We start from the raw sequence: 22,222 nt of genomic DNA on the forward strand, positions 1-22,222 counted from the left end.
GTGGTCAGCATTCCACGGATGGGGATGGGTTGCTGCCAACAACAGCGTATGGCCCTGACTCCTGTATGGTCGGTGCCATGCGAATGTTCACCATCCTGCTCGCCGCCCTCTTGCTGCTGTCGGCCTCCCCACTGCTTTGCGCGCAACCTGCCACGCCCACGGCAAAGGGCGAGCGTGATGCGCTGGCCCTGGCCGTTCAGTCGCAGGGCGTTCTCAACGAATACGCGATTGGGGCCATGGAGCCGCAAGCCATGAAGTACGCCCAGCGACTGAGATTGACCCAGGCCGCGCTGGACGGTCAGCGCAAGCAGTGGCCCGCGGTGGCCAATGGGCCCGACCCGTGGGACAAATTTCGCCCCTGCAAAAATGCGCTTGAAAAAGCGTCTTATGTGGCCGGGCTTTCCGGCATGAAAGCCGTCAGCAAGCTCGACGACCAGGTGTTTCATGTTGAGAAAAGCAAGTTGCAGCAACTTCGCACTGAATGCGATGCCATCATCAAGCGCGAGAAGCCGGGCAGTGCAGACCGGTAGGCGCAGGCAAATTGTCTAGGTTCAGCGCCCCACCACCGACCAGCCCGCCTTCTGGTTGGTCTTGTCATTCTCATATTCCCAGGCCGTGCCGCAGCGGTCGCATTTGTAGCGGGTGATGGTGATGAGCCCGTGACGGCGCGTTTCATGGCGGGGGTCGCCCTGCACCAGCTCGGGGTGCCCCGGGGCTTTGCGCCAGTTGCGCTGAATGCCGGCGCAGGAGTCGCAAAGCTCCATCTTTTTGAGTTCGGTGGCGCGGTTGGGGTCTTGGGTCATGGTGATGCTTTTGAGGGGGCTTACTGCTGGGTGGGTGGGCGTAATTGTCGCTCCATGGGGTAACTTGCATGGTTCGGCGGTTTGGGCGAGCCACTTGAGCCGTATTGCGGGCATATTCACCGCACAAAATGCGGCGAATATGCTTCATAATCCCCGCATGGTCAGACCCCGCACCTCTCACGCGCCTCGCTACATCTGGCAGCTGCCCGACTGGCCGCAGTGGCACTTTGACCTCGAATCTCTGGCAGCGCAGCTGGCCCAGGTGCACCGGGCGCAAGGCCAGCTCACGGGGCGCATGGCCGAACTGGGCCTGGCGGAGCGAGAGCAGGCCACCCTGCAGGTACTGACCCAGGAGGTCATCAAAACCAGCGAGATTGAAGGCGAGCGGCTCAGCCTTGACGCAGTGCGCTCGTCCATCGCCCGCAGGCTGGGTTTGGACATCGGCGCTCTGGCCCCGAGCGACCGGCGTGTGGATGGTGTGGTGGATGTGGTGCTGGACGCCACGCGCAACTTTGATCAAGCGCTCACCCGCGAGCGCCTGTTTGGCTGGCATGCTGCCTTGTTTCCCACTGGCTATAGCGGCAGGGTACGCATTACCGTGGCCGCATGGCGCAACGACGCCAGTGGGCCCATGCAAGTGGTATCCGGCCCCGTGGGCCGCGAGTGCGTGCACTTCCAGGCGCCCCCGGCCAACACCTTGCCTGCGCAAACCGAAACCTTCCTGCAGTGGTTCAACGCAGCACCGGCGGGCGACGCGCTCATCAAAGCTGGATTGGCCCACCTGTGGCTGGTGACACTGCACCCGTTTGACGATGGCAATGGCCGCATCAGCCGCGCCGTGGGCGATATGGCGCTGGCCCGCGCAGAAGGCACTGGCCGGCGCTTTTACAGCTTTAGCGCGCAGATACAGCGAGAGCGCAAAAACTACTACGACCAGCTGGAAGCCACGCAAAAAGGCCCACTGGACGTTACGCCCTGGCTCAGCTGGTTTCTGGGTTGCCTGCTGCGCGCTGTGCAGGGTGCAGACATCACATTGGCCGGTGTGCTGGACAAGGCCCAGTTCTGGCAGCGCTGGGCGGGCACGCCCATGAACGAGCGCCAGACCAAAGTACTGAACCGCGTGTTGGACGACTTTGAAGGCAAGCTCACCAATGCCAAGTGGGCTGCCATTGGCAAATGCTCCGCTGACACAGCGCTGCGCGATATCAACACCCTGCTGGCGCGCGGCGTGTTGCGCAGGCTGGAAGGCGGGGGGCGCAGCACGGGATACGAGCTGTCCGTCAAGTAACGCGGTCTGTCAGGCCTCAGCGTCAAACTTGAGCGGCAAGCCTTGCTGGGGGCAAACACCCCGCGCGAAACAGGGGCTTGACTTAGAGTGCGCTCGAAGTTTTACAGTCCACGCATGACCACTGCAATCCCTGTTTCACCTACCGTCTCTTTAAGCATCGCCGACGCCGCGGAAGCGTCAGGGCTGAGCGCCTACACCCTGCGCTACTACGAGAAAATTGGCCTGATCGCCCCCATAGACAGGCGCAGCGGCGCGCGCCGCTACAGCGACGCCGACATGCGCTGGCTCGACTTCCTGGTGCGCCTGCGCGCCACGGGCATGTCGATGCGTGACATGCAGCGCTACGCCCAGTTGCTGCGCAAAGGCAATACCGCGGGCAGCCTGACTGAACGCCAGGCCCTGCTGGAAGAACACGCCGCGCGCCTTGAGGCCGGCCTGCGCGCCCAGCGCGAAACCCTGCAATACATCCGCAAAAAGATCGGCCTGTACGAAGAGCAGCGCCGCGAACCCAGGCGCGCCTGAATCACCCAAGCCCACTTCAATTTCACACACCACTCAAAGGACAAAGAACACCATGATCAAGACCCGCACCCTCGGCCGCAACGGGCCTTCCATCTCGGCCATCGGGCTCGGCTGCATGGGCATGAGCGACTTCTACGGCAACCGCGACGACACCGAATCCATCGCCACCATTCACCACGCGCTGGACCAGGGCCTCAATTTTCTCGACACCGCCGACATCTACGGCCCGCACACCAACGAGCTGCTGATCGGCAAGGCCATTGCCGGCCGCCGCAAAGACGTGTTTATCGCCACCAAGTTCGGCATCACACGCGACCCGGCCAACGAAGCGGCGCGCGGCGTGAACGGCCGGCCCGAGTACGTCAAGGCCAGCTGCGACGCCAGCCTCCAGCGCCTGGGCATCGAGCAAATTGACCTGTATTACCAGCACCGCGTCGACAAGACCGTGCCCATTGAAGACACCGTGGGCGCCATGGCAGAGCTGGTGCGCGCCGGCAAGGTGCGCTACCTCGGTTTGTCTGAAGCCTCCGCCGCCACCCTGGCCCGCGCCTGCAAGGTGCACCCCATCGCCGCATTGCAGAGCGAATATTCACTGTGGACGCGCGACCCCGAGGCCACCGGTGCCCTGGCCGCCTGCCGCGAGCACGGCGTGAGTTTGGTGCCCTATTCGCCGTTGGGCCGCGGCTTTCTCACCGGTGCCTTCAGCAAACCCGAAGACCTGCCCGCCGACGACTACCGCCGCAAGTTCTCACCCCGCTTTGCCGACGACAACTTCCGCCGCAACCTCGCGCTGGTTGATGTCGTCAAGCAAATGGCAGAAGCCAAAGGCGTTACCGCGTCGCAAATTGCGCTGGGCTGGGTGCTGGCCCAGGGCGACGACATCATTCCCATTCCCGGCACCAAGCGCCGCAGCTACCTTGACCAGAACATCGCCGCGCTTGACGTCACGCTGAGCGCTGCGGAACTGGACGAACTCGACAGGGCCTTCCCGCCCGACGCCGCCGCCGGCCTGCGCTACCCCGAGTCTTTTCTCGGCACCGTCAACGCCTGAAAAACACGCGGCCCGCTGGACCTGGCGGGCCGTTTCAGGTCATCATGGCGCAATGACTGCATTGACCCCTTCACGCGCACCGCAAGCCGCCCCGCACCACCAGGGCCGCGTCTTTGGTTCGCCGTGGCCGGGGGTCTATGCCACCCACATGGAAAGCGCGCGCCACTTCGGCCGCCACTGGCATGCGGTGTATGGCGTGGGGCTGATGGAGGGCGGCGCGCAAAGCTCGGCCAGCGGACGCGGCAATGTGGAGGCTTATGCCGGCGACGTCATCATGTGCAACCCCGGTGAAGTGCACGACGGCCGGCCACTGGGCGGCCCCTCCCGTCGCTGGCGCATGCTCTACCTTGAGCCTGCGTTCATGGCGGCCGTTGTGGCCGATGCGCCGGACAACGCGCTGGCGGCTGACATCGAACTCACACGCCCTGTTGCGCACGATGCCCGCCTGCGAAGCGCGCTGCAACGCCTGCTCGGCCGCCTGCAGCAGTGGGACCATGACCATCCCGCCAATGCGAGCCGCAACAGCGCGGATGCGCTTGCGTGTGAAGAGTCGTTGGTCAGTGCCTGTGCCTTGCTGATGCACCGCCATGCCGTGTCACCTGTCTCACCTGTCACGCAATCGCAAGCTTCTTCAGCCTTTTCACCGGAGTTGCACCGCGCCCGCGACCACTTGGCCGCCGACCTGCTGGCGCCGCCCACGCTGACCGAGCTGGCGCGTACGGCCGGCCTCAGCAAGTTTCAGCTGCTGCGCCATTTTCAAAAGTCTTTTGGCCTCACGCCCCATGCCTGGCTGCTGCAGCAGCGCAGCGAACGGGCACGCGGCCTGATTCGCCAAGGCGCCGGGTTGGCGCAGGCCGCCGCGGCTTGCGGCTTTGCCGACCAGAGCCACATGACGCGACTGTTTGCGCGCCAGTTTGGCTTTACGCCCGGCGCGTGGCAGCAGGCCGTGGGCAAAACAACGCTGCAATAACGTTCAAGACGGCGCGCGGGCGGGCCGGCATGCTGGCCGCTTGTTTTACTTGAAGCAAAGCCACCGCCCATGTTCTTTCGCCATTCCCCGGCCATCTGGGCCGACTACCCTGAGCTGGTGCCCGGCGTGCTGCTTGCCAGCGGCATCACCGGCAATGCAGATGTTTCTGCGCAAGTTGCCCGCTTCAGCGCCATCGCCACCAGCCGCCTGGCCACCAGCGCCGAGGGCGAGCTGCCCGAAGTGCAGGCGTGGCGCCGCACCTTTTCCAAAATGGGCCTCAAACCCACGCAATACCGCTGCGCATCGGAGTCGCTGCTGCGCCGCTTTCGCAAGGAAGGCGCGCTGCCGCCACTGCACCCGCTGGTCGACTTGTGCAACGCCCTGTCCATCGCCTTCGCCATTCCCATCGCCGTGTTTGACGTGGCCCATCTGGCGCAACAGCTGGAGGTGCGCTACGCCACCGGCGCCGAAAGCTACCTGACCTTCAGCGGCGAAACAGAACACCCCGAGCCGCACGAAGTCATCTTTGCCGACGCCACCCAGCCGCCGGCCGCACATGCGCGCCGCTGGACCAACCGCCAAAGCGGCCTCTCAGCGGTCAATGCCACCACACACAGCGTGCTCATCGTGGCCGAGGCCCTGCACGCCACGGCGGCAGACGACGTGCGCCGCCTCATCAGCACACTCGCTACCGAGCTGGCCGCCACCTGGCCGGCTGCGCCTGTGACCGCAGTGCTGAGCAGCAGCGCGCCGCAGTTTGATTTTTAGGACGTCTGGCGCCTCAGGGGCCATTTTTGAGCCTTTTCGAGCATCAAAATGGCCCGCAGCCCAATCAGAACGTGCGCCACCAGCTATCCAATTAATAGCAACGTACCGGCCCACCGCAGACCAACATACCGCCACTTTTTGTGCCTGGCGCCGCGCAACATCGTCAATGCGCAATCGCCAGCTTGCCAAAGTGCCGTCCGCCGGCGCTGAGCTCGGCGTACGCGGCGGCGGTGTCGGCTATGTCAAACACGCGGTCAATGACCGGCACGATGCGGTGCGCGGCAATGGCACGGGCAGCTTCTGCCAGGTCGGCCGCCGAGCCTGTGCTGTTGCCGATGATGCGCAAGGCCTTGACGATGATCGGCAGCAGGTCGATGGAAATGGCTGAGCCGCTGACAAAGCCGATGGTGAAGATGGTGCCGCCCATGGCCGCCGCGTTCAGCGCGCGCGCAAAGGTTGCGCCGCCCACCGTTTCCACCACCAGGTCGGCGCCGCGCCCTTCGGTGAGTTTGAGCACCTGCTCGTCCCAGGCGGGCGTGGCGCGGTAGTTGATCAGGTGGTCTGCGCCCAGCTGGCGCGCGCGTTCGAGCTTTTCGTCTGACGACGAGGCAATGATCACCGTGGCGCCTGCCGCCTTGGCAAACTGCAAGGCAAAGATGCTGACGCCGCCCGTGCCCAGCAGCACCACCACCGAGCCCGGGCGCAACTGCGCCGAGCGCGTGGCGTTCCAGGCGGTGGTGGCGGCAATGGGCAGCGTCGCGCCCTGCACAAAGTCCAGGTGCGCCGGCAACGTGACCAGGCTGGTGGCGGGCACCACCACGTAGTCGGCCAGCGAACCGGGCAGCGTGATGCCGCGCATCGCGGCAATGTTGCGCGGCGTCATGGCCCCGTCCTGCCAGTTCGGCATGAAGTGCGGAATCACCCTGTCGCCCACGACCAGGCCCAGGCCCATGGCGTCAACGCCTTCGCCCAGCGCGGCCACTTCGCCCGCGCCGTCGGCCACCGGAACCATCGGAAAAGTCGCGCCGGGGAAGGCGCCCGTGGCAACGGCCACGTCTGCAAAATTCAGCGCGGCGGCGCGCAGGCGCACCAGCACCTCGCCCGGGCCGGCCTTGGGGTCGGGCAGCTCGGTGGCGCGAAAAGCAGTCAGGGAAGAAGCGGTGAGTTGAATGGCTTTCATGGTCTTGTTTCCTAAAAAATGAAGGAGGAGTGGGGAAAGCCGCAGTGTTATTTAGAATCAATCAGAGATAAACGCCGGTTTGATTGATTCATTTGAAAGTGAGAGTGCGTAATGGACCTGCTCGACAGCATGAAGGTGTATGTGCTGGCCGTTGAAAAAGGCAGCCTCAGCGCCGCCGCCACGGCCTGCGATATTTCCGCGACCATGGCCGGCAACCACCTGCGCACGCTCGAAAAACGCCTGGGCATGCAGCTTCTGAACCGCACCACACGGCGCCAGCACCTCACGCCCTTTGGCGAGGACTACTACGTCCGCTGCAAGGAAATTCTGAGGCTGGTGGCCGAAACCGATGCGCAGGCGCAAAACCTGCAGCTGGCGCCTGCCGGCAAGTTGCGCGTGAGTGCGCCGGTCTCTTTCGGCACCGAAGCCTTGATGCCCGCCTTGTCGGACTACCTGGACCGCTACCCCCAGGTCAGCCTCGATGTCGTGTTGAGCGACCGCGTGGTGGACCTGCTCGAGGAAGGGTTCGAGGCCGCCATCCGCATTGGCCCCGTGCCCGATTCAGCGCTGATAGCCAGGCCGCTGGCGCCGTACCGGCTGATGATTTGCGCGTCTCCGGCCTACCTGGCACGCCGCGGCACACCAGCCAGGCCCGACGACCTGACCCAGCACGAGTGCCTGGCTTTTTCGCCCACCGCCGCGGCGCATTGGCGTTTGGCCGACCAGGAACATATCTGCCGCGTGCCTGTTTCGGGCCGCCTGCAGGTTAACCAGGGGCAGGCACTGCGTGTGGCGGCCTTGCAGGGCATGGGCATCGTGCTGCAGCCGGCGATTTTGCTGGAGGGTGATGTTCAGGAGGGCCGCCTGGTCCAGCTCTTCCCCCACCATGAGCTCGCCACCAGGCCGATGAACGTGCTCTACCTGCCAGACCGCTACCGCTCGCCCAAGCTGCGCAGTTTTGTGGATTTTGTGGTCGAGCGGTTCAAGTAGCGCCAAAGGGGCAATTTGGCGTGCTTTCAGCCCTTTTCAGACATCAAAAATGCCCGCAGCCCAATCAGAGTCTGCGCGAGCAGCTATGAATTTAGTAGCGGTGCGGCCACCCCCGGCAGCCGCCTCAGCAAATCATCCGCCCTACTTGTCGTCTGAAAAGTACGGCGTGCCTTGCAGGGCCGCGAGCGGCAGGTAGAAGGTTTTCACCGGCACCAGCGGTGGCTGTTTCACGGACGTCGCGCGTCCGGCCGCTATATCTGCGGCTTCTTCTTGGCTGGGGCGTTTGGGTTCGGCCAGCGCTGGCCGTATACAGGCGGTACGTATTCTTTCCAGCGCTTTTTCCGGCAGCTCCTTGCGCGTGCCAAAGCGGCTGCCGTCTACCTGCAGCACATCGTCTTTCAGCGCGGCGCGCAGGTCTAGCGGTGGTTTGCCAAATGCCGGGTTGTAGCCCACGCGCAGCGTGTTTGCATCACCGCGCCGGTACTGCACCACGCGCAGCTGCTTGGGCTGGTCGTTGGCATCCACTTCCGCGTCGGCGATATAAAAGTAGCGCACCTGCGCCGCCGGCATAGGCGGCAGCTTGTAGCTGGAAGACCAGCCGTTGTGGCCGTCCTTGAAGAGCCGGCGCAGGCTGCTGGGCAAGGCCTCGTCGGCGCCCGTGGCAAACGCGACCGATGCCGCGCGAGAGAGCGAATGGCCATGAAAGTCAAACTCCACGGTGCCCTTCGGCTCAACCAGCTGCTTGCCAAAGACAGGGAAGATCGCGCCGTTTTGCCGCACCTCCTGCAGGCGCACACCTTCGCCCTCGGCCTTCCAGCGCCCGCCCGCCAACATGTCGAGCGAGCCGCCCATGAAGCTGAAGCAAAACGTGTTGTCGTCCAGCAGCATCAGCTGCGCCCGCGTATCGACCGAGCCCTGGGCGTAGCTGCCCACATACGGCTGTTCAGTGGGGGTGACTGCCTGTGCAGCGGCCAGCGGCAGCAGCGTGAAGGCGAGGGTGGCAAGCGTGGTGCCAGGGCAGCGGGAAGGGGTAGATCGCATCAGCAGTCCGGTAATGGTGAAGGAGTCAATGTAGTACAGCCGGCGCGGGGTGGCGCCGTGGAAGTGGTCGTTGGCCCGTTTCAGGCATCCAACAGGCCTGCAGTCCAATAAGGACGAGCGCAAGCAGCTATGAATTTGGTAGCGCGCGTCCCCGGGGGCGGGCAGAAAGACAGGGCCTACTTGCCCGTGCCGGGGAAGTAAGGCGCGCCCTGCATTGCCGCCAGCGGCAGGTAAAAGGTTTTCACCGGCACCAGCGGCGCGTTTCTCACCACCACTTTGCCCAGCGCCGCGGCGGCCTTGTCCTGGACATCTTCTTCGCTGCCTTCTTCGGCCGGGCGCTTGGCTCCAGGTACCAGCGCCGGCCGTATGCAGGCCGCACGTATGCCCTCAAGGACTTCATTGGGCAGCTCGTCCTGCTTGCCAAATCGGCTGCCGTCCACATACAGCACCTTGTCTTTCATCGTGGCCTTCAAGTCCAGCGGCGGGTTGCCAAAAGCCTGGTCATAGCCCACGGCCAGCGTGTTCGCGTCGCCGCGCCGGTACTGCACCACGCGCAGGCGCTTGGGCTGGCGGTCGGCATCCACTTCCACGTCGCCGATGTAAAAGTAGCGCACCTGTGTCGCAGGCAGCGGCGGCAGCTTGTAGCTGTCAGACCAGTTGCTCTGGTCGGCCTTGAACAGCGGGCGCATCGTGGTGGGCAGCGCATCGTCGCCGGAAGTGGCAAACACGGCAGACGTGGCGTTGGAAAGCGAATAGCCATGAAAGTCAAACGCCACGCTTCCTTTCTGCTCAGCCAGCTGCTTGCCAAAGACAGGAAAGATCGCGCCGTTTTGCCGCACCTCTTGCAGGCGCACGCCGTTGCCCTCGGCCTTCCAGCGCCCGCCCGCCAGCATGTCGAGCGAGCCGCCCATAAAGGTAAAGCAGAAGGTGTTGTCGTCCAGCAGCATCAGCTGCGAGCGTGTATCCACCGAGCCCTGGGTGTAGCCCCCCACATACGGCTTTTCAGCCGGAGTCACAGCCTGCGCAGCGGCCAAGGGCAGCAGCGTGAGGGCGAGGGTGGCAAACGTGATGCCAAGAGGCTGGGAGCTTGTAGGGTGCATGGGCAGTCCAGTAGGGTGAAGCAAGTGAATGTATTACAGCGAGGGCCGCTCGCGGCAATCGTCTAGGCCACAAAGTGTGAAGCCACCAGGGCCAACCCCAGCAGCCCACCCCACAGCAGAGCGCTTATCAGTCGGTTTCTTTCTTCCTCACGGTGCGTGAAGAACAAGTGGCCCAGCAGCCAGGTGATGCCGTTAAAGCCAAAGAGCAAACCAACCAGCGCGGCCGCGCCGGCGTACACGCCATGCATCCACAAGGGGATGGCCATGAAAAGGTAGCTCAGGCTGCGCGGCGAAAGAATCAGGTACAGGCCCAGGTAAAGCGAGATCTCGAAGATCGGAATCGCCACGAGCGCGGCCACCAGCCGCCAGACAATGCCTTCGCTCTCGTCAGATGAAGAGGGCCGCTTGCGTAGGTAGGTGGGTCGATTCATGGGCAGTCAAAGGCTGACAGATTCACAAGTAGAGCTATCGGCTCAACAAAAATTGATCGCAGTAAGCGGCGGGCGCATCGAGCATGAAGACGCCCTCCTTGAAGATGAAGTTCGATTTCAGCATTTCACACACCTGCGCAGAAAACCCACCTCGAGCTCGTGAGCATTGACGGCACACGCGATATTCATTCACCGTGTCCCTGAAATCGGGGTTACCTGCTTGACCTAGAAGTTTTACGGTGGCTAGCCATTTGGCTCGCTTTTCAAGTTCGCTGGCCAAGCTGTCATACCTGGTATCGACGGAAGGAGTGTTGTTCAGGCGGTATTGCAAGGGGGTAGCGCCCACGTTTGATATGGAGTCAGACCAAGGCTTAGCCTGTAGTCGAGGATTGGCGCCATGGGACAAAAACCACTGCAGAACTTCCGGGTCGTTGCAGCTGTGAAGTGGGCTGAGACCTTTTTTGTTCTGATAATTGATATCGGCTCCCGCGGCAAGAAGAAGCTCATAGGCCCTATTTCGCTTCTCGGCGCTCACTGGCGGCGGTACAAAAATGCGGGAGCTAATGTCGCTGTTGCTTTTCGTCCTGTGTACGTAGGTGGAAGAGATGTCAATGCACCTCATGAACAGGGAATCCCGGTCATAGGCAGTCTCACCTTGAGGAGATGCGCCATGCGCCAGCAAGAATTTGACATTGGGTAGGTTGCCTGCTGCTACGGCCAAATCGAGCAGTTGCAATTCACCTGGAAATACACATTCCAAGGTCATGGCAATCAACTCAGGGTGCTCGATGCTCTTCTGCAGAACAAGACGGTTCTTCCCGTTGTTGTCGGGCCTTCGGCATACGCCTGCCACACATTGCTTGGGCTTGGCATACACGCGTTGCTTGATGACGCGGTCCAGCTCAGTTTGAAGTTCCTCGGGGCTTCCGCTGGCAGCCATCTGCGGAAGATTGTCAGTCGGGCATGGACGGCCTGCACCAGAGTATGCAAAGGCGGTCGAAACGCCTGCATAAAACAACAGAACGGCGGCAAACTTCAATAGAGTATTCATGGTTTTCCCGTTTGCCTATTGATCGTCTGCTGATTGGGTTTGAATTATTCAACCAAACGCAAACCGCTAAGTTGAAGATGTACGGCGTCTTCCAGATCCAAAGGCTGCTGCTGCTTGGCCTTTAGATAGTGGTTGGTAAACACATCAAGGTAAGCCTCTAGCGTTTGCGCCGCATGCGCTTCACCGGCCAGCGCCAGGCACAAGGCCGCCACTTCCGAGGTGCAAAAGTGCTCGTCGCGCTGCGAGCGGCGCAGCTTGTAGCGAGAGAGCTGCTCGCTTTGCAAGCTGAGCACCGGCAACTTATCCAGGTAAGGGCTTTTGCGAAACATCTTTCGCGCCTCGGGCCAGGTTGCGTCGAGCAATATAAACAGCGGGCGCTTGCCGGTGCCAGTCGTCGGGTCGGCAGGCAACACCTCCGTCACCACACGCTCCGCCGCCACAAACTCACCGGGAAAGACCAGGTAAGGCTGCCACTGCGGGTCAGCCAGCAAGGCCAGCAGCGCAGGGTCTACCTCGGTGCGTGCCCATTGAAAAGCAAACGTATCCGCCACCACATCGGCAATCAACCAGCCCGTGTTGCTGGGCTTCAGCGCTTCAATGTCTGCCATCAGCAGGCACACACCCGCATGCACATCCAGGGCTGGGCGCAAATGACAAAAGCAGTGGCTGGGCATGACGCGGCAAGCCGCACAGCGCTCGCCACGCATGCCACCACGCGCCAAAAAAGGTTTGGCGCTGCGTGCCAGGCGCGCGGTGCGCAGGCGGCTGACAGCGTGGGGCAGCACGTGAGCCGGCGGTGCTGCCGAAAGGCTAATGGTCATTCCTTGGGCGGGCGGTACATCGCACAAAGCTTGTTGCCATCAGGGTCGCGCAGGTAAGCCAGGTAAAGCTTGCCCACCGGGCCGTCGCGAAAGCCCGGCGGCTCTTCACACGTGGTGCCGCCGTGGGCCAGGCCCGCCGCATGAAAGGCGTCGCCCTGCTCCGGCGATTCAACCGTAAACCCGATGGTGCTGCCATTGCCGTGGCACGCCGCCTCGCCATTGATGGGCGTAGAAATCGCAAACGTGCCCGTCGAGCTGCGATAGAAGTAGCGGTTCTTGTTGGCAAATCCCGGCTTGATGCCGAGTGTGCCGAGCAGCGCGTCGTAAAACTTCTTTGAAACTTCAAGGTCGTTGACGCCGACCATTACATGACTGAACATTGCTTTGTCTCCGTTGATCGTCGCGTGGATGCGAAGGGAACCCGTGGGCAAACCGGGGCCGCATCGATACGGCCTGCTTCGTGTTGCTGCTGTTTTATTTGCGGCTGAGTACGACGGCGCCGCCCGCGCCCTTGGAGTCGCTGTTCTTGCCGCGCATCAGGTTGGGGCTGGCGATGGTCACGGTGTAGTTGTCGGCGTTGTACTTGCCGGTGCCGAGCAGGTACACCGGGTTGCTGGCGCTGATGATCGCGGTGTCGCCCTGCACGGTGACCATCGCGTCCTGTTGCACGCGTTTGGCTTCGCCGTCGCTGCTGGTATAGGCCAGCACGAGAATACCGCGGAAGTTGCCATTGCCCAGGCTTTGGGTCACGCGCAGGCTGCCGTTGGCGGTGTAGCCCGTGCTTGAAACATAGTCCACCAGCCATTCGCCCAGCATGGGGAAGCCGCCGGCGGCTGGCCGGCTGTTGCTGTTATTTTGCGGTGTGGCTTGCGGACGGGCCTGGTCGAACTGTGGCGTGCCCTGCGAATCAGCAGATGCCTTGATGGCGTCGCAACCCCATGCACGCACCTTGCAACTGGAGCCGCCTTTGGCCCGGCACTCGGACATGGCGCGCGCCTGGGTGTTGGAACTGGTGCTGCCCGTGCCCCAGCCATAAGCGTTGGAGCCCTTGGCCTGGTCGGCGGCGTAGGCGCCGCATTGGCCGGCAAAGCGCAGCACGATGGAGCAATCAGCTCCGCATTCGCGCATTGAGCGCTGGTCGGCCAGGTCGGAGCTGGGGTGGTTGAATGAAAAGCCGTATTTCTCGCCCTGCAGGGTGTCGATGGCCAGGGCGCCTGCCGCCATGGCGTGGCTGCCGGCAACAGCCAGCAGCAGGCTCACAGCAAGCCGGGTAACGAGTATTTTCAGTCCAGAAGTCATGATTTCCCTCCAAGGAAATATTTGTACAAGTATTTGTATTTGTCCCACTGAAGCATGCCGGTGCATGGTCTGCTTGCCGACAGACCCACCCGGATTATCCGCCTGGGCTGGATCCACGAGGTTTGTTCAGAGGGGGCTGGCAGCCGCCGTGAGGTGCAGGCGCCGCCGTCAGCAGCAAACGCTGGGGCGTGCAACACTTGGGTTTTACCCGCCAGGCCTGCGCACTCTGCTGCCGGAAAAGCCGGGCGTATCAACCGCCAAAATCCCAAGGAGACCGCATGCCCACACCTGAAACCGTAGAGCGCTTTGTTGCCCGCGTTGAGCAAAACGCGCACACCGAAGCGATTGAAGAGTTCTACACGCCCAACGCGACCATGCAGGAAAACCAGCAACCGCCACGCCAAGGGCGCGACAAGCTTGTGGAGGGCGAGGCCAAGGTGATGGCGCGCGTGAAGTCGCTGACTTCAAGCTGCATACGTCCGGTGTTTATCAGCGGTGACAAGGTCGTCATACGCTGGGTGTTCAACTTTGTGTGGGCCGACGGCAGCACCATGCGCATGGAAGAGCTCGCCTGGCAGCGATGGGAAGGCGAGCGCATTGCCGAAGAGACTTTTTTCTATGACCCGGCCCAGCGCGCGCCGCTGGCCAAAGCCGGCTAGCCGGCGCTCCGTACGGACAGCCCTGCGCACAGCACTACGCCCCGGCGCACGCGAATGCGTCGGGGCGTAGAAGGGTCGGGCGGTGGCTTAGCGCTTGACGATCAAACGGTAGCCAAACAACAAAATGATGGAGCCAAGAACGGCGGCGATGAAGCCAGCCGATTCGCCCACTTGATACCAGCCCATGGCGCGGCCCAGGTAAGTGGCGATGAAGGAGCCAGCAATACCGATCAGCACGGTAATGATGAAGCCGGCAGGGTCGCGGCCGGGCATCAAGAACTTGGCCACGATACCGACGACAAAACCGATCAGGATGGTCCAGATGATGCTCATAAGTTCTTTCTAAAAGAGGAAGGGAGGGGGCCGGGTTGCCCGCGCAACGCCAGCCTTCAGTCTAAGGCGCCAGCCTTATTTGGTGGGCGCGATGGCCTTGGCCATCTGCAGGTGGGCTTCCACCTTGGGCAGCATCTTGCCGGCCAGGGCCTTCAGGTCGGCGTCCTTGGCGTCCTTCTGGATCTTGTTCAACAGTTTGATGGTGGATTCATGGTCGCCCACGCCCGCGTGTTTGGCGTATTCCTTGTCAAACAGGGTTCCCGACAGGGCTTTCAGCGCGGTGGCTTTGGTCTTGGCCATCATGCCGGGGCCGTCGGGCAGGGTTGCGCCCTTGGCACGGGCCAGTGCCTGCACTTCGGCCAGCGCGCTGCCGTGGTCGTCAACCATTTGCTGCGCAAACTTCTTGACTTCGGCGCTTTGCGATTTTTCCAGTGCCATCTTGCCGGCCTCAATTTCAGCGATGTTGGCTTGGGCCAGGTCGTCGAGCATGCCCTTGTCGGCGCGGGCCAGCTTGCCGGCGTCTGCGGCTGTTGACGTGCCCGGTGTGGCGGTGGTGCTGGTTTGCGCCGCAGCAGGCACAGCCGTGAACGCCAGGGCCGAAATAGCCAGGCCGGCCAGCGCCGCACCGAATGTGTGTGTAGAGGGTTTCAACATGGTGACCTCCTTGAAAGGGTGAGTTGTTGAGTGGTTGAGAAAGCGTGATGAAGCGAGCGCGCAAAAACGCGGCAGGTAGTTGCGTACTGTCCATGCCACCAGCGCCCTAACGTGCAGGAGGGCGGGCAGGTCCTGTGTAGGAAATCGCTTGCGGCTTTTGTGCGGCGAGAGCTGTGCGGGTCAACCAAAGTGCCAGGGGCGAAAAGGCCGGGCGTGCCGGTCGCGCAGATGTCCGGCAGAAAATTTAAGTCAAATAGGCCGTCAGCCCTTTCGGAACGTGCGCAAGCAGCTATCAAAACAATAGCGTCAGCAACTTGGCAGGCCCAAGGTGGGCAGCGGTGCTAACTCGCCGTCAGGCGCTTGACCATCTGGCGTGTGGTTCTGAGCACCAGCTTCTGCACACGTTCAACCAGAGACGCAGCGCCAGGAGACAGTGTGGGTAGCAGAGACTGTGCAGCGGCATCCAGCGCTGCGGGAAGCCGTTGGGCCATGTCGCTGGCGACTTGCAGCGCAAAGGCTGGCCCTACCCCCAGGTCTTTGGCCATTTGCCGTACGTGCGCCTGCGTGAGGGCGCCGGGCACGGTTTCACCGCCAATGGCAAAGGCGAAGTCACCCGACAAACCCGGGTACACGCGTGTGCACATGAGGTCGTAAAAGGGTGTCAGGCGCACTCCCTGGCCGAGCGGCTGGTACACCGACAGGTTTTTGGCGTGGCTGTCGTTGTTGCAGGTGTAAAGGTTAAAGAAGACCCAGGCCAGCAGGTTTTTGAGGTCGATGGCCGGAACGGCGCTGTATTGCCGTACCAGCTGTGCGCACTGCACAAGTCCGGGGCCGCCCTCTTTTTCATATTTTTTCTCGGACACCACGCCGCTGAGCTGGCACAGGTCGTACTGGATCAACCGGCCCAGCCGGCCGTCGGCCTGAGCCACCCTGTCAAAACGCCGGACCACGCAGGCGTGCGTGTGCGGCTCATAGAACACCTCGGCCGTGGGCAGGCCGCAGCCGGCTGCTGTCAGCATGATGAGGCTCTCATTCGCGGCGGAATGCCAGACATCGGGCAGGCGGCGGATGTCGGGTTTGAGGATGTGGCTGGAAGGCGAAGCGCCGTGCGCCAGCTGCGGCACGCCGTCGGAAAAAATGGCAATGGAGCTTTTGTCTTGCGCACCAGCCAGTGAAATGCGGGTGCCGCGGCTGCGGATGTCGATGGCCGTTGCCGACTTGCCGCTCAGGCGCTGGGCCAAGGCCTCCCAGCTGGTGGGCGTGTACTGCGGCGGCGGGGGCTTGGTGCCCGCCGGCATGATGACAAAACCGCCGGCTGTGTCACCTGCGGTTTCAAGCAGCAGGCCATACAGGGTTGAGGCTTTGCGGCTGATGGCCAGGTAGTGGCGCAGATCTCCTTCAGGCAGCAGGTTCTCAAAAAATGCCTGCACGGCAGGCGCGTCGGTGCGGCCGGCGGCCAGGGTGATGGCCGCCACCTGCGCCGCTGGGCGCCGGGCCAGCCATTCGGCGGAATAGTCGAATGACAGCGGTGAGGTGTCATACACGGCACCCACGCGCTCTTCGTTGAAGAACACGTCCAGATGGCCCGCCTGGGCAGAGCCCTGCGGCGCAGATGGCAGGCCCGCGGGGGTCATGGCTGGCTGCCGGTTTTGGGGCGCACGACCACTTCCAGGCCCAGCAGGCTCAGCACGTCCAGCGCCTTTTGCAGCTGCACCGTGGGCTTGCCGCGTTCAAGCTCAACAATGAAGCGGTTGCCGGTATTGCCGAGCCCGGCAACTTCGGTTTGCCGCAACGCCAGCGCGCGCCGCCGCTCGCGCACCAGCTCGCCGAGTTCGGCGGCTGAATGGACGACGCTGTCTTGGGGAGGCAATGAATTACCGAGCGGGATGTTCTTGGCGGTGGTGCTCACGGAAGACCTTCATAGTTACCGTTCGGTAATTTTATGAAGATTAGGCGCTTGCTGTCAAATAAAGTTACCTATCGGTAATTTATGAACAGGAGGCTCGGGAATGTCTGCGGAAGGTTTGCGGATGGGTTGCAGATGGTTGAGGCAAAACCCTTACAAAAACCCCCTTACAAATCCCACAACCCAAAACGCCCACGCAGGCTCCGTTGCGCTGATGATGTCGTACGAATAACCTCAGGAGGACGGCATGAAATTCACCATGGTCAAAACAGGCATTGCCCTGGCCGCAACGGCGGCGCTGGCAGCGGGGCTGGGGGGTTGCGCCAGCGGAGTGGGCGGGCAGCCAAATATCAAACCCGCGTATCTGGGGGTGATCACCACGGGCGTGTACGACGGCGGCAATGACGATTTGCTCACCGCCGGCCTGGGCAAGACCGGCCTGGCCGCGCCGGCGCCGCTGCCCGTCGACCCTCTGAACCCGAGCGCGGCCGAGCTGCGCCGCATTGCGATTTACAACAACTACCGCGCCATCCTTGATATTTCCCCCGGGGGCGGCTACGGCACGCTGTACGGCCCCAACGTGGATGCCAAAGGCAACATCACCACCGGCGAAGGCAAGATCGCCGGCACCGAATACATTGCCTACGCAGACGACGGCAGCGGCCGGCAGAACGTGACGATGATGGTGCAGGTGCCGTCCAGTTTCAACCCGGCGAGCCCGTGCATCGTGACCGGAACCTCGAGCGGCTCGCGCGGCATTTTCGGCGCCATTGGGTCGTCGGGCGAATGGGGCCTGAAGAACGGCTGCGCCGTGGCCTATACCGACAAGGGCACGGGCAGCGGCATGCATGACCTGCAGAACAACACGGTGCATTTGCAAAATGGTCTGCGCGCAGATGCAGTGGCAGCGGGTGCGGCGTCCAACTTCACGGCGGCGCTGAGCCCTTCGGAGCGCAGCGCATTCAATGCCGCCACGCCCAACCGCTTTGCCGTGAAGCACGCGCACTCGCAGCAAAACTCCGAAAAAGACTGGGGCCGCTTCACGCTGCAGTCGGTGGAGTTTGCCTACTTCATCCTGAACGAGCGTTATGGCGCGCCTGCGCGCGAAGGCGGCGGGCGGCTGAAGACGCTGAACCCGTCCAACACGATCGTGATCGCGTCCAGCGTGTCCAACGGGGCAGGCGCTGCGCTGGCCGCGGCCGAGCTTGACACGCAGGGTCTCATCAGCGGCGTGGCCGTGGGCGAGCCGCAGGTGCAGCTGTTGCCCGATGCGCGGCTGAGCGTGCGGCGCGGCAGCAGCACGCTGGCCGGCACCGGCAAGTCGCTGTATGACTACACCACGCTGGCCAACCTGCTGCAGCCCTGCGCTGCGCTGGTGTCGCCCGGCACCAATGTCTTCAACACCATCAACCCGGTCATCGCCGCCAGCCGCTGCAGTGCGCTCAAGGCCGCTGGTGTGGTCAATGGCAACACCACGGCCGAGCAGGCGGGCAGCGCCATGGCCACGCTGGTGCAGGTGGGCTGGCAGCCCGAAGGCAACGACCTGCAGGCGTCGCACTATTCGTTTGCCACCTTGCCGGTGGCGCTGACGTATGCCAATGCCTATGGCCGCGCCAGCGTGCGGGACAACCTCTGCGGCTACAGTTTTGCCGCCACCGCGCCTGCCGCGTCGCCTACACCCAATCTGCCGGTGCCTGCGCCGGCTGGCCCGCTGGCCACGTCGTTCGGCACCGGCAACGGCGTGCCGCCCACGGCGGGCGTCAACATCGTCAACAACACCAGCCTGGGTGGACCGATGCTGGACGCGGCGTCGATCTCTGCCGGCAACGTGCAGGACTACAACAGCGCCGGCGCGCTGTGCCTGCGCGCCCTGGCCACCGGAAACACCCCGGACGCCCTGCGCGTGCGGGAGGGCATCCAGCAGGTGCTGCGCACCGCCAACCTGCAGGGCAAGCCCGCGCTGATCGTGCATGGCCGCTCTGACACGCTGGTGCCGGTGGCGTTCACCTCGCGTCCCTACTTTGGCCTGAACAAGATGGTGGAAGGCAGCCGCAGCAAGCTGTCGTACATCGAAGTAACCAACGCCCAGCACTTTGACGCCTTCCTGGGGTTCCCGGGTTACGGCCAGCGGCTGGTGCCGCTGCACCGCTACTTCATCCAGGCCATGGACATGATGTACGCCCACCTGAGAACCGGCGCGCCGCTGCCCGGCAGCCAGGTGGTGCGCACCGTGCCGCGCGGCCTGAGCGGCACGGCGCCCAACCCGATCACGCCCGCCAATGTGCCTCCCATCAAGGTGGTGGCAGACGCTCCCGACCGCATTACCTTTGCCGGCAATGTGGTGACTGTGGCCGACTAGGGCCTGTTAACGCTATTGACGCGTCTGCATAGCGTTAACAGGCCTACCCCACCGCTGGCCGACACGCATTGGGGCCTCTGGCCTACGCAGGGGCCGCGCCGGTTCGTTATCTTGGTGACTGGCCAGCGCGAAACGACGGACGCTGGCCCCGGGGCATGCTTTACAGGCTGTTCTGGTGTCTCGTCGAATTCATCAGGAGTCATCATGAACAAAGATCAAGTCAAGGGCGTAGCGAAAGACACCGCAGGCAAAGCGCAGGAAGCTGCAGGCAAGCTGGTGGGCAGCAAGGAGCAACAAGCCAAGGGCCTGGCCAAGCAGGCTGAAGGCTCGGTGCAAAAGGGCTACGGCGATGCCAAGGAAACCGTCAAAGACGTGGCCAAAGGCAACAAGCGCTTCTAAAAAGCGGGGCCCGGTTTGCCGGGCAGTGTGAAGGGCGGCGCAGTGCGCCGCTTTTTTTGCGCGCCGGTTTTCAGCTAGGCTGCGGCGGGGCCGGCAATACCTTGTACAACAGCGCGCCTGCCGCCAGCAGTGCGGCAATGCTGGCCAGCACCGCCGTGAAGGGTTCATACCCGCGCGCGCCGGCTACGGAGGCCACCAGGCCGGTCAGCCACTGCATGCCGGCCACGCCAAGAAACATGGCCATCGTGAACACCGCCATGGCGCGCCCCGTGAGCGCTGCGGGGTAGGCTGCGCGCACGTCGGCATACTGCAGCACCAGGTAACCCGACAGCAACCCGATCACCACCGGCCCGGCCACATCGACCAGTGCGCTGTGCGTAAAAGCAAACACCGCGAACAGCGCTGCGAGCAACACCGTAAGGCCGGTGATCCAGCGGCGCCGGTGGTGGGGGCCCGGGTCAAGCCGGCCAAACAGCGGCGGGCCGAACAGCGAGACGATGGACATCACCAGCGCGACGTTGCCGCTTTGCACCAGCGAAAAGTCGTGGCGCTGCATCAGCAGCGGCCCCAGCCACAGGCCGCGCAACGAAATGAAGGACGCATAACCCACGGACGAGATCACCAAAATGCCCCAGGTATGGGGCAGGGTCAGCAGCGTGCCGAACTTGGCGAAGGCTTCGCGCACTGACTCCCGCGGCACTGCGGTGGTGGCCTGCTGCACGGGCTCGTGCACCAGCGCATAAATCAAGCCCCAGGCGAGCGCCGCCAACGCGGCCAGCACCCAAAAGCCCATGCGCCAGGAGGTCGCCTCGATCAACCAGGCCAGCGGCGTGCCGGTCAGCAGCATGCCCAGGCCACCCAGACCCAGCGTCAGGCCTGACACGGCGGCAAAGCGCTGCGTGGGAAAGTGCCGCGCGATGAAGACGGTGCACACCAGGAAGGCCGGGGCGCAGCCCATGCCGATCAGCACCTGGCCCGCCACCAGCACGCCGTAGCTGCCTGCCAGCGCCGAAACGGCCGAGCCCGCGATGGCCAGAGGAAAAGCCGTCAGCACGGTGCGCCGCACGCCATGCAGGTCGATGCCGATGCCCATGAAAAGCTGCATGGCGCCAAAAGGAAAATGAAACGCGCCGGCAAAAAGCCCGAGCGCCTGCGCAGACAGATGAAAGTCAGCCTGCAGCGGCGCGGCCATGATGGCGGCCACGGTGCGAAAAGACTGGCTGAGTGCGACCGCGGTGGTCAGCGCGAACAGCATGACCCAGGCGGCGCGGAGCGAAGCTGCGGGAGGTGCGTTGGCGGGTGCGGGGGGCGTGGTTGGCGGTGAGGCGGTGTTCATGGCTGCTGCCAAGCGTACACCGGGTAGCGCGATTGACGGGGGCGATGAAATTTGTGCAGCTTGTGCAGATTCCAGCGATGGGGACCTGCCGTGTGCCGCGGAGGCTGACGCCTCTGGAAGAAAGGGCCTGGTGAGTGCCTAATGCTGCAACGAAACCGCGCCGCCCAGGCTGGCCGCGTGTTCCTGGCAAAACCGCACAAGCTTTTCGACATCTTGCGACTTGTCGAACACCTCGTCGGCGCCGAGCTCGCGGCAGTGATGCAGGATGTTTTCCTGGTTGTGGCTGGTCAGCACCACGACCTTTTGGTCGGGCCGGCGGTGCTGGCAGTCTTTCAGTACGCCAAAGCCCGAGCCTTCGGTGAGAAACAGGTCGACGATGGCAAGGTCCCAGTCGGTATGGTGGGCGCCTAGCCATTGGCGAGCGCTGGATTCGGAATCGGCGTGCCCGACAAAACGCAGCGGCGCGATTTCTTCCATGGCTTCGACCAGGGTTTTGCGTATATCGGGCTTGTCTTCGACAAGAAACGCGTTGATGACCATGGGGACCTCTGAAGTTAATTCATGAAGTTAGCCGCCATCTCACACCGGCCCTGTCGTTGGGCGTCCTGTGGAGATGTAGGCTGAGTCCCACTGTAGTGCAGCGGGCGCTACGCCACGGTAACGGTGCGTAACGCCCTGGGGCCGGGGCGCCGAACGGTGGCGCCGCGCGGATTAATGGTGGTGGCCGTGCTCGCCGTGCACGTGGCGGTGGGCGATTTCTTCCTCTGACGCGGGGCGCACGTCGGTGACCTTCAGGGTAAATCGCAGGGCCTTGCCGGCCAGCGGGTGGTTGCCGTCGAGCAGCACGGTGTCGCCCTTGATCTTCATCACGTTGAAGACGTGCTGGCGGCCGTCTTCGCCTCTGCCTTCGAGTTGGCCACCCACCTTCACCCCGGCTGGAAACTGGGTGCGGGGAATGGTGCGGACCAGGTCTTCGTCGCGCAGGCCGAAGGCATCCTGCGCCTCCAGCGCCAGCACTGTCTGGAAGCCTTTTTCCTGGCCGTCCAGTGCTTCCTCGATTTTGGGCAGGGTGTTGCCGTAGCCGCCGTGCAGGTAAACCATGGGCGCGTTGCTTTGTTCGACCAGCTTGCCCTGGGCGTCCGCCACCTTGTAGCTAAGGGTAACGGCGGTGTCTTTTCCGATTTTCATGGTGTTCTTCCAGATCTCTGGTGCGTGAAAAACGCTGATTCTCGCCGACGCCGGCAGAAGCTGCCCGGACTGG

26 protein-coding genes are annotated in these 22,222 nt (G+C 63.2%); 10 read left to right on the forward strand and 16 right to left on the reverse strand.

Annotated elements, in window-relative coordinates; genetic code table 11:
- Positions 1-77: 77 nt before the first annotated feature.
- Complete coding sequence (locus tag ABI546_RS15250) at positions 78-530, forward strand: hypothetical protein (protein ID WP_348047743.1); 453 nt, start codon at positions 78-80, stop codon at positions 528-530.
- 21 nt (positions 531-551) lie between these two features.
- Here ABI546_RS15250 and ABI546_RS15255 read toward each other — a convergent pair whose 3' ends face one another.
- Positions 552-803: a hypothetical protein gene (locus tag ABI546_RS15255; RefSeq protein WP_348047745.1), complete on the reverse strand. Its 252-nt coding sequence runs from the start codon at positions 801-803 to the stop codon at positions 552-554.
- 157 nt (positions 804-960) lie between these two features.
- On the opposite strand from ABI546_RS15255, the gene ABI546_RS15260 reads away from it, so the two are divergent.
- The 5 genes from ABI546_RS15260 to ABI546_RS15280 all read left to right on the forward strand — a co-directional run bounded on the left by ABI546_RS15260 (position 961) and on the right by ABI546_RS15280 (position 5,402).
- Positions 961-2,091 (forward strand): Fic family protein, encoded by a 1,131-nt coding sequence (locus tag ABI546_RS15260; protein WP_348047747.1) that lies wholly within the window; start codon positions 961-963, stop codon positions 2,089-2,091.
- 114 nt (positions 2,092-2,205) lie between these two features.
- A complete protein-coding gene (locus ABI546_RS15265) occupies positions 2,206-2,613 on the forward strand; it encodes a MerR family transcriptional regulator (protein ID WP_348047749.1) in 408 nt (135 codons plus the stop codon).
- Positions 2,614-2,665: 52 nt separating this feature from the next.
- The gene (locus tag ABI546_RS15270) at positions 2,666-3,664 is read left to right on the forward strand and encodes an aldo/keto reductase (protein ID WP_348047751.1); all 999 of its coding nucleotides are present in this window, start codon (positions 2,666-2,668) and stop codon (positions 3,662-3,664) included.
- A 52-nt stretch (positions 3,665-3,716) separates the two neighbouring features.
- Positions 3,717-4,634: an AraC family transcriptional regulator gene (locus ABI546_RS15275; RefSeq protein ID WP_348047753.1), complete on the forward strand. Its 918-nt coding sequence runs from the start codon at positions 3,717-3,719 to the stop codon at positions 4,632-4,634.
- 69 nt (positions 4,635-4,703) lie between these two features.
- A complete protein-coding gene (locus ABI546_RS15280) occupies positions 4,704-5,402 on the forward strand; it encodes a phenylalanine--tRNA ligase beta subunit-related protein (RefSeq protein WP_348047755.1) in 699 nt (232 codons plus the stop codon).
- Between the two features lie 163 nt (positions 5,403-5,565).
- Here the strand turns inward: ABI546_RS15280 and ABI546_RS15285 are convergent, their stop codons facing one another.
- A complete protein-coding gene (locus ABI546_RS15285; RefSeq protein WP_348047757.1) occupies positions 5,566-6,582 on the reverse strand; it encodes an NAD(P)-dependent alcohol dehydrogenase in 1,017 nt (338 codons plus the stop codon).
- A 111-nt stretch (positions 6,583-6,693) separates the two neighbouring features.
- Between ABI546_RS15285 and ABI546_RS15290 the strand changes: the two genes are divergently transcribed.
- Positions 6,694-7,572, forward strand: coding sequence for a LysR family transcriptional regulator (locus ABI546_RS15290; RefSeq protein ID WP_348047759.1), 879 nt, complete (start codon positions 6,694-6,696; stop codon positions 7,570-7,572).
- A gap of 141 nt (positions 7,573-7,713) precedes the next feature.
- On the opposite strand, the gene ABI546_RS15295 is transcribed toward ABI546_RS15290, so the two are convergent.
- The 7 genes from ABI546_RS15295 to ABI546_RS15325 form a co-directional block, all read right to left on the reverse strand.
- On the reverse strand, positions 7,714-8,613 hold the full coding sequence (locus tag ABI546_RS15295; RefSeq protein ID WP_348047761.1) for a hypothetical protein: 900 nt from the start codon (positions 8,611-8,613) through the stop codon (positions 7,714-7,716).
- Between the two features lie 176 nt (positions 8,614-8,789).
- Entirely contained in the window at positions 8,790-9,713 is a 924-nt protein-coding gene (locus tag ABI546_RS15300) for a hypothetical protein (protein WP_348047763.1), read from the reverse strand.
- 62 nt (positions 9,714-9,775) lie between these two features.
- The gene (locus ABI546_RS15305) at positions 9,776-10,144 is read right to left on the reverse strand and encodes a hypothetical protein (protein ID WP_348047765.1); all 369 of its coding nucleotides are present in this window, start codon (positions 10,142-10,144) and stop codon (positions 9,776-9,778) included.
- A 34-nt stretch (positions 10,145-10,178) separates the two neighbouring features.
- Positions 10,179-11,195 (reverse strand): hypothetical protein, encoded by a 1,017-nt coding sequence (locus ABI546_RS15310; RefSeq protein ID WP_348047766.1) that lies wholly within the window; start codon positions 11,193-11,195, stop codon positions 10,179-10,181.
- Between the two features lie 44 nt (positions 11,196-11,239).
- A complete protein-coding gene (locus tag ABI546_RS15315; protein WP_348047767.1) occupies positions 11,240-12,016 on the reverse strand; it encodes a tRNA-uridine aminocarboxypropyltransferase in 777 nt (258 codons plus the stop codon).
- Positions 12,013-12,396 (reverse strand): VOC family protein, encoded by a 384-nt coding sequence (locus ABI546_RS15320; protein WP_348047768.1) that lies wholly within the window; start codon positions 12,394-12,396, stop codon positions 12,013-12,015. The genes ABI546_RS15315 and ABI546_RS15320 overlap by 4 nt, the downstream gene beginning before the upstream one ends.
- A gap of 94 nt (positions 12,397-12,490) precedes the next feature.
- A complete protein-coding gene (locus tag ABI546_RS15325; RefSeq protein WP_348047770.1) occupies positions 12,491-13,315 on the reverse strand; it encodes a DUF4189 domain-containing protein in 825 nt (274 codons plus the stop codon).
- A 278-nt stretch (positions 13,316-13,593) separates the two neighbouring features.
- On the opposite strand from ABI546_RS15325, the gene ABI546_RS15330 reads away from it, so the two are divergent.
- Positions 13,594-13,974 carry a nuclear transport factor 2 family protein gene (locus ABI546_RS15330; RefSeq protein ID WP_348047772.1) on the forward strand — a complete coding sequence of 127 codons (381 nt, stop codon included), beginning with the start codon at positions 13,594-13,596 and terminating at the stop codon, positions 13,972-13,974.
- 87 nt (positions 13,975-14,061) lie between these two features.
- Here the strand turns inward: ABI546_RS15330 and ABI546_RS15335 are convergent, their stop codons facing one another.
- The 4 genes from ABI546_RS15335 to ABI546_RS15350 all read right to left on the reverse strand — a co-directional run bounded on the left by ABI546_RS15335 (position 14,062) and on the right by ABI546_RS15350 (position 16,870).
- A complete protein-coding gene (locus ABI546_RS15335) occupies positions 14,062-14,307 on the reverse strand; it encodes a GlsB/YeaQ/YmgE family stress response membrane protein (protein WP_348047774.1) in 246 nt (81 codons plus the stop codon).
- A 75-nt stretch (positions 14,308-14,382) separates the two neighbouring features.
- On the reverse strand, positions 14,383-14,961 hold the full coding sequence (locus ABI546_RS15340; protein ID WP_348047776.1) for a DUF4142 domain-containing protein: 579 nt from the start codon (positions 14,959-14,961) through the stop codon (positions 14,383-14,385).
- Between the two features lie 341 nt (positions 14,962-15,302).
- Positions 15,303-16,595 (reverse strand): type II toxin-antitoxin system HipA family toxin, encoded by a 1,293-nt coding sequence (locus tag ABI546_RS15345; RefSeq protein ID WP_348047778.1) that lies wholly within the window; start codon positions 16,593-16,595, stop codon positions 15,303-15,305.
- Positions 16,592-16,870, reverse strand: coding sequence for a transcriptional regulator (locus ABI546_RS15350; protein WP_348047780.1), 279 nt, complete (start codon positions 16,868-16,870; stop codon positions 16,592-16,594). The genes ABI546_RS15345 and ABI546_RS15350 overlap by 4 nt, the downstream gene beginning before the upstream one ends.
- A 244-nt stretch (positions 16,871-17,114) precedes the next feature.
- Between ABI546_RS15350 and ABI546_RS15355 the strand changes: the two genes are divergently transcribed.
- Together ABI546_RS15355 and ABI546_RS15360 are read left to right on the forward strand one after the other, a co-directional pair.
- Positions 17,115-19,226 (forward strand): D-(-)-3-hydroxybutyrate oligomer hydrolase, encoded by a 2,112-nt coding sequence (locus ABI546_RS15355; RefSeq protein WP_348047782.1) that lies wholly within the window; start codon positions 17,115-17,117, stop codon positions 19,224-19,226.
- 204 nt (positions 19,227-19,430) lie between these two features.
- Entirely contained in the window at positions 19,431-19,625 is a 195-nt protein-coding gene (locus ABI546_RS15360) for a CsbD family protein (protein ID WP_348047784.1), read from the forward strand.
- 70 nt (positions 19,626-19,695) lie between these two features.
- On the opposite strand, the gene ABI546_RS15365 is transcribed toward ABI546_RS15360, so the two are convergent.
- From ABI546_RS15365 to ABI546_RS15375, 3 genes are all read right to left on the reverse strand, one after another.
- On the reverse strand, positions 19,696-20,961 hold the full coding sequence (locus tag ABI546_RS15365) for an MFS transporter (protein ID WP_348047786.1): 1,266 nt from the start codon (positions 20,959-20,961) through the stop codon (positions 19,696-19,698).
- A gap of 138 nt (positions 20,962-21,099) precedes the next feature.
- Entirely contained in the window at positions 21,100-21,501 is a 402-nt protein-coding gene (locus tag ABI546_RS15370) for a response regulator (RefSeq protein ID WP_348047788.1), read from the reverse strand.
- A 171-nt stretch (positions 21,502-21,672) separates the two neighbouring features.
- Positions 21,673-22,149: a peptidylprolyl isomerase gene (locus tag ABI546_RS15375; protein WP_348047790.1), complete on the reverse strand. Its 477-nt coding sequence runs from the start codon at positions 22,147-22,149 to the stop codon at positions 21,673-21,675.
- Between the last annotated feature and the right edge of the window lie 73 nt (positions 22,150-22,222).

Source organism: Polaromonas sp., from assembly GCF_039932935.1.
In the GTDB taxonomy this organism is placed as follows: Bacteria; Pseudomonadota; Gammaproteobacteria; order Burkholderiales; family Burkholderiaceae_C; genus Polaromonas.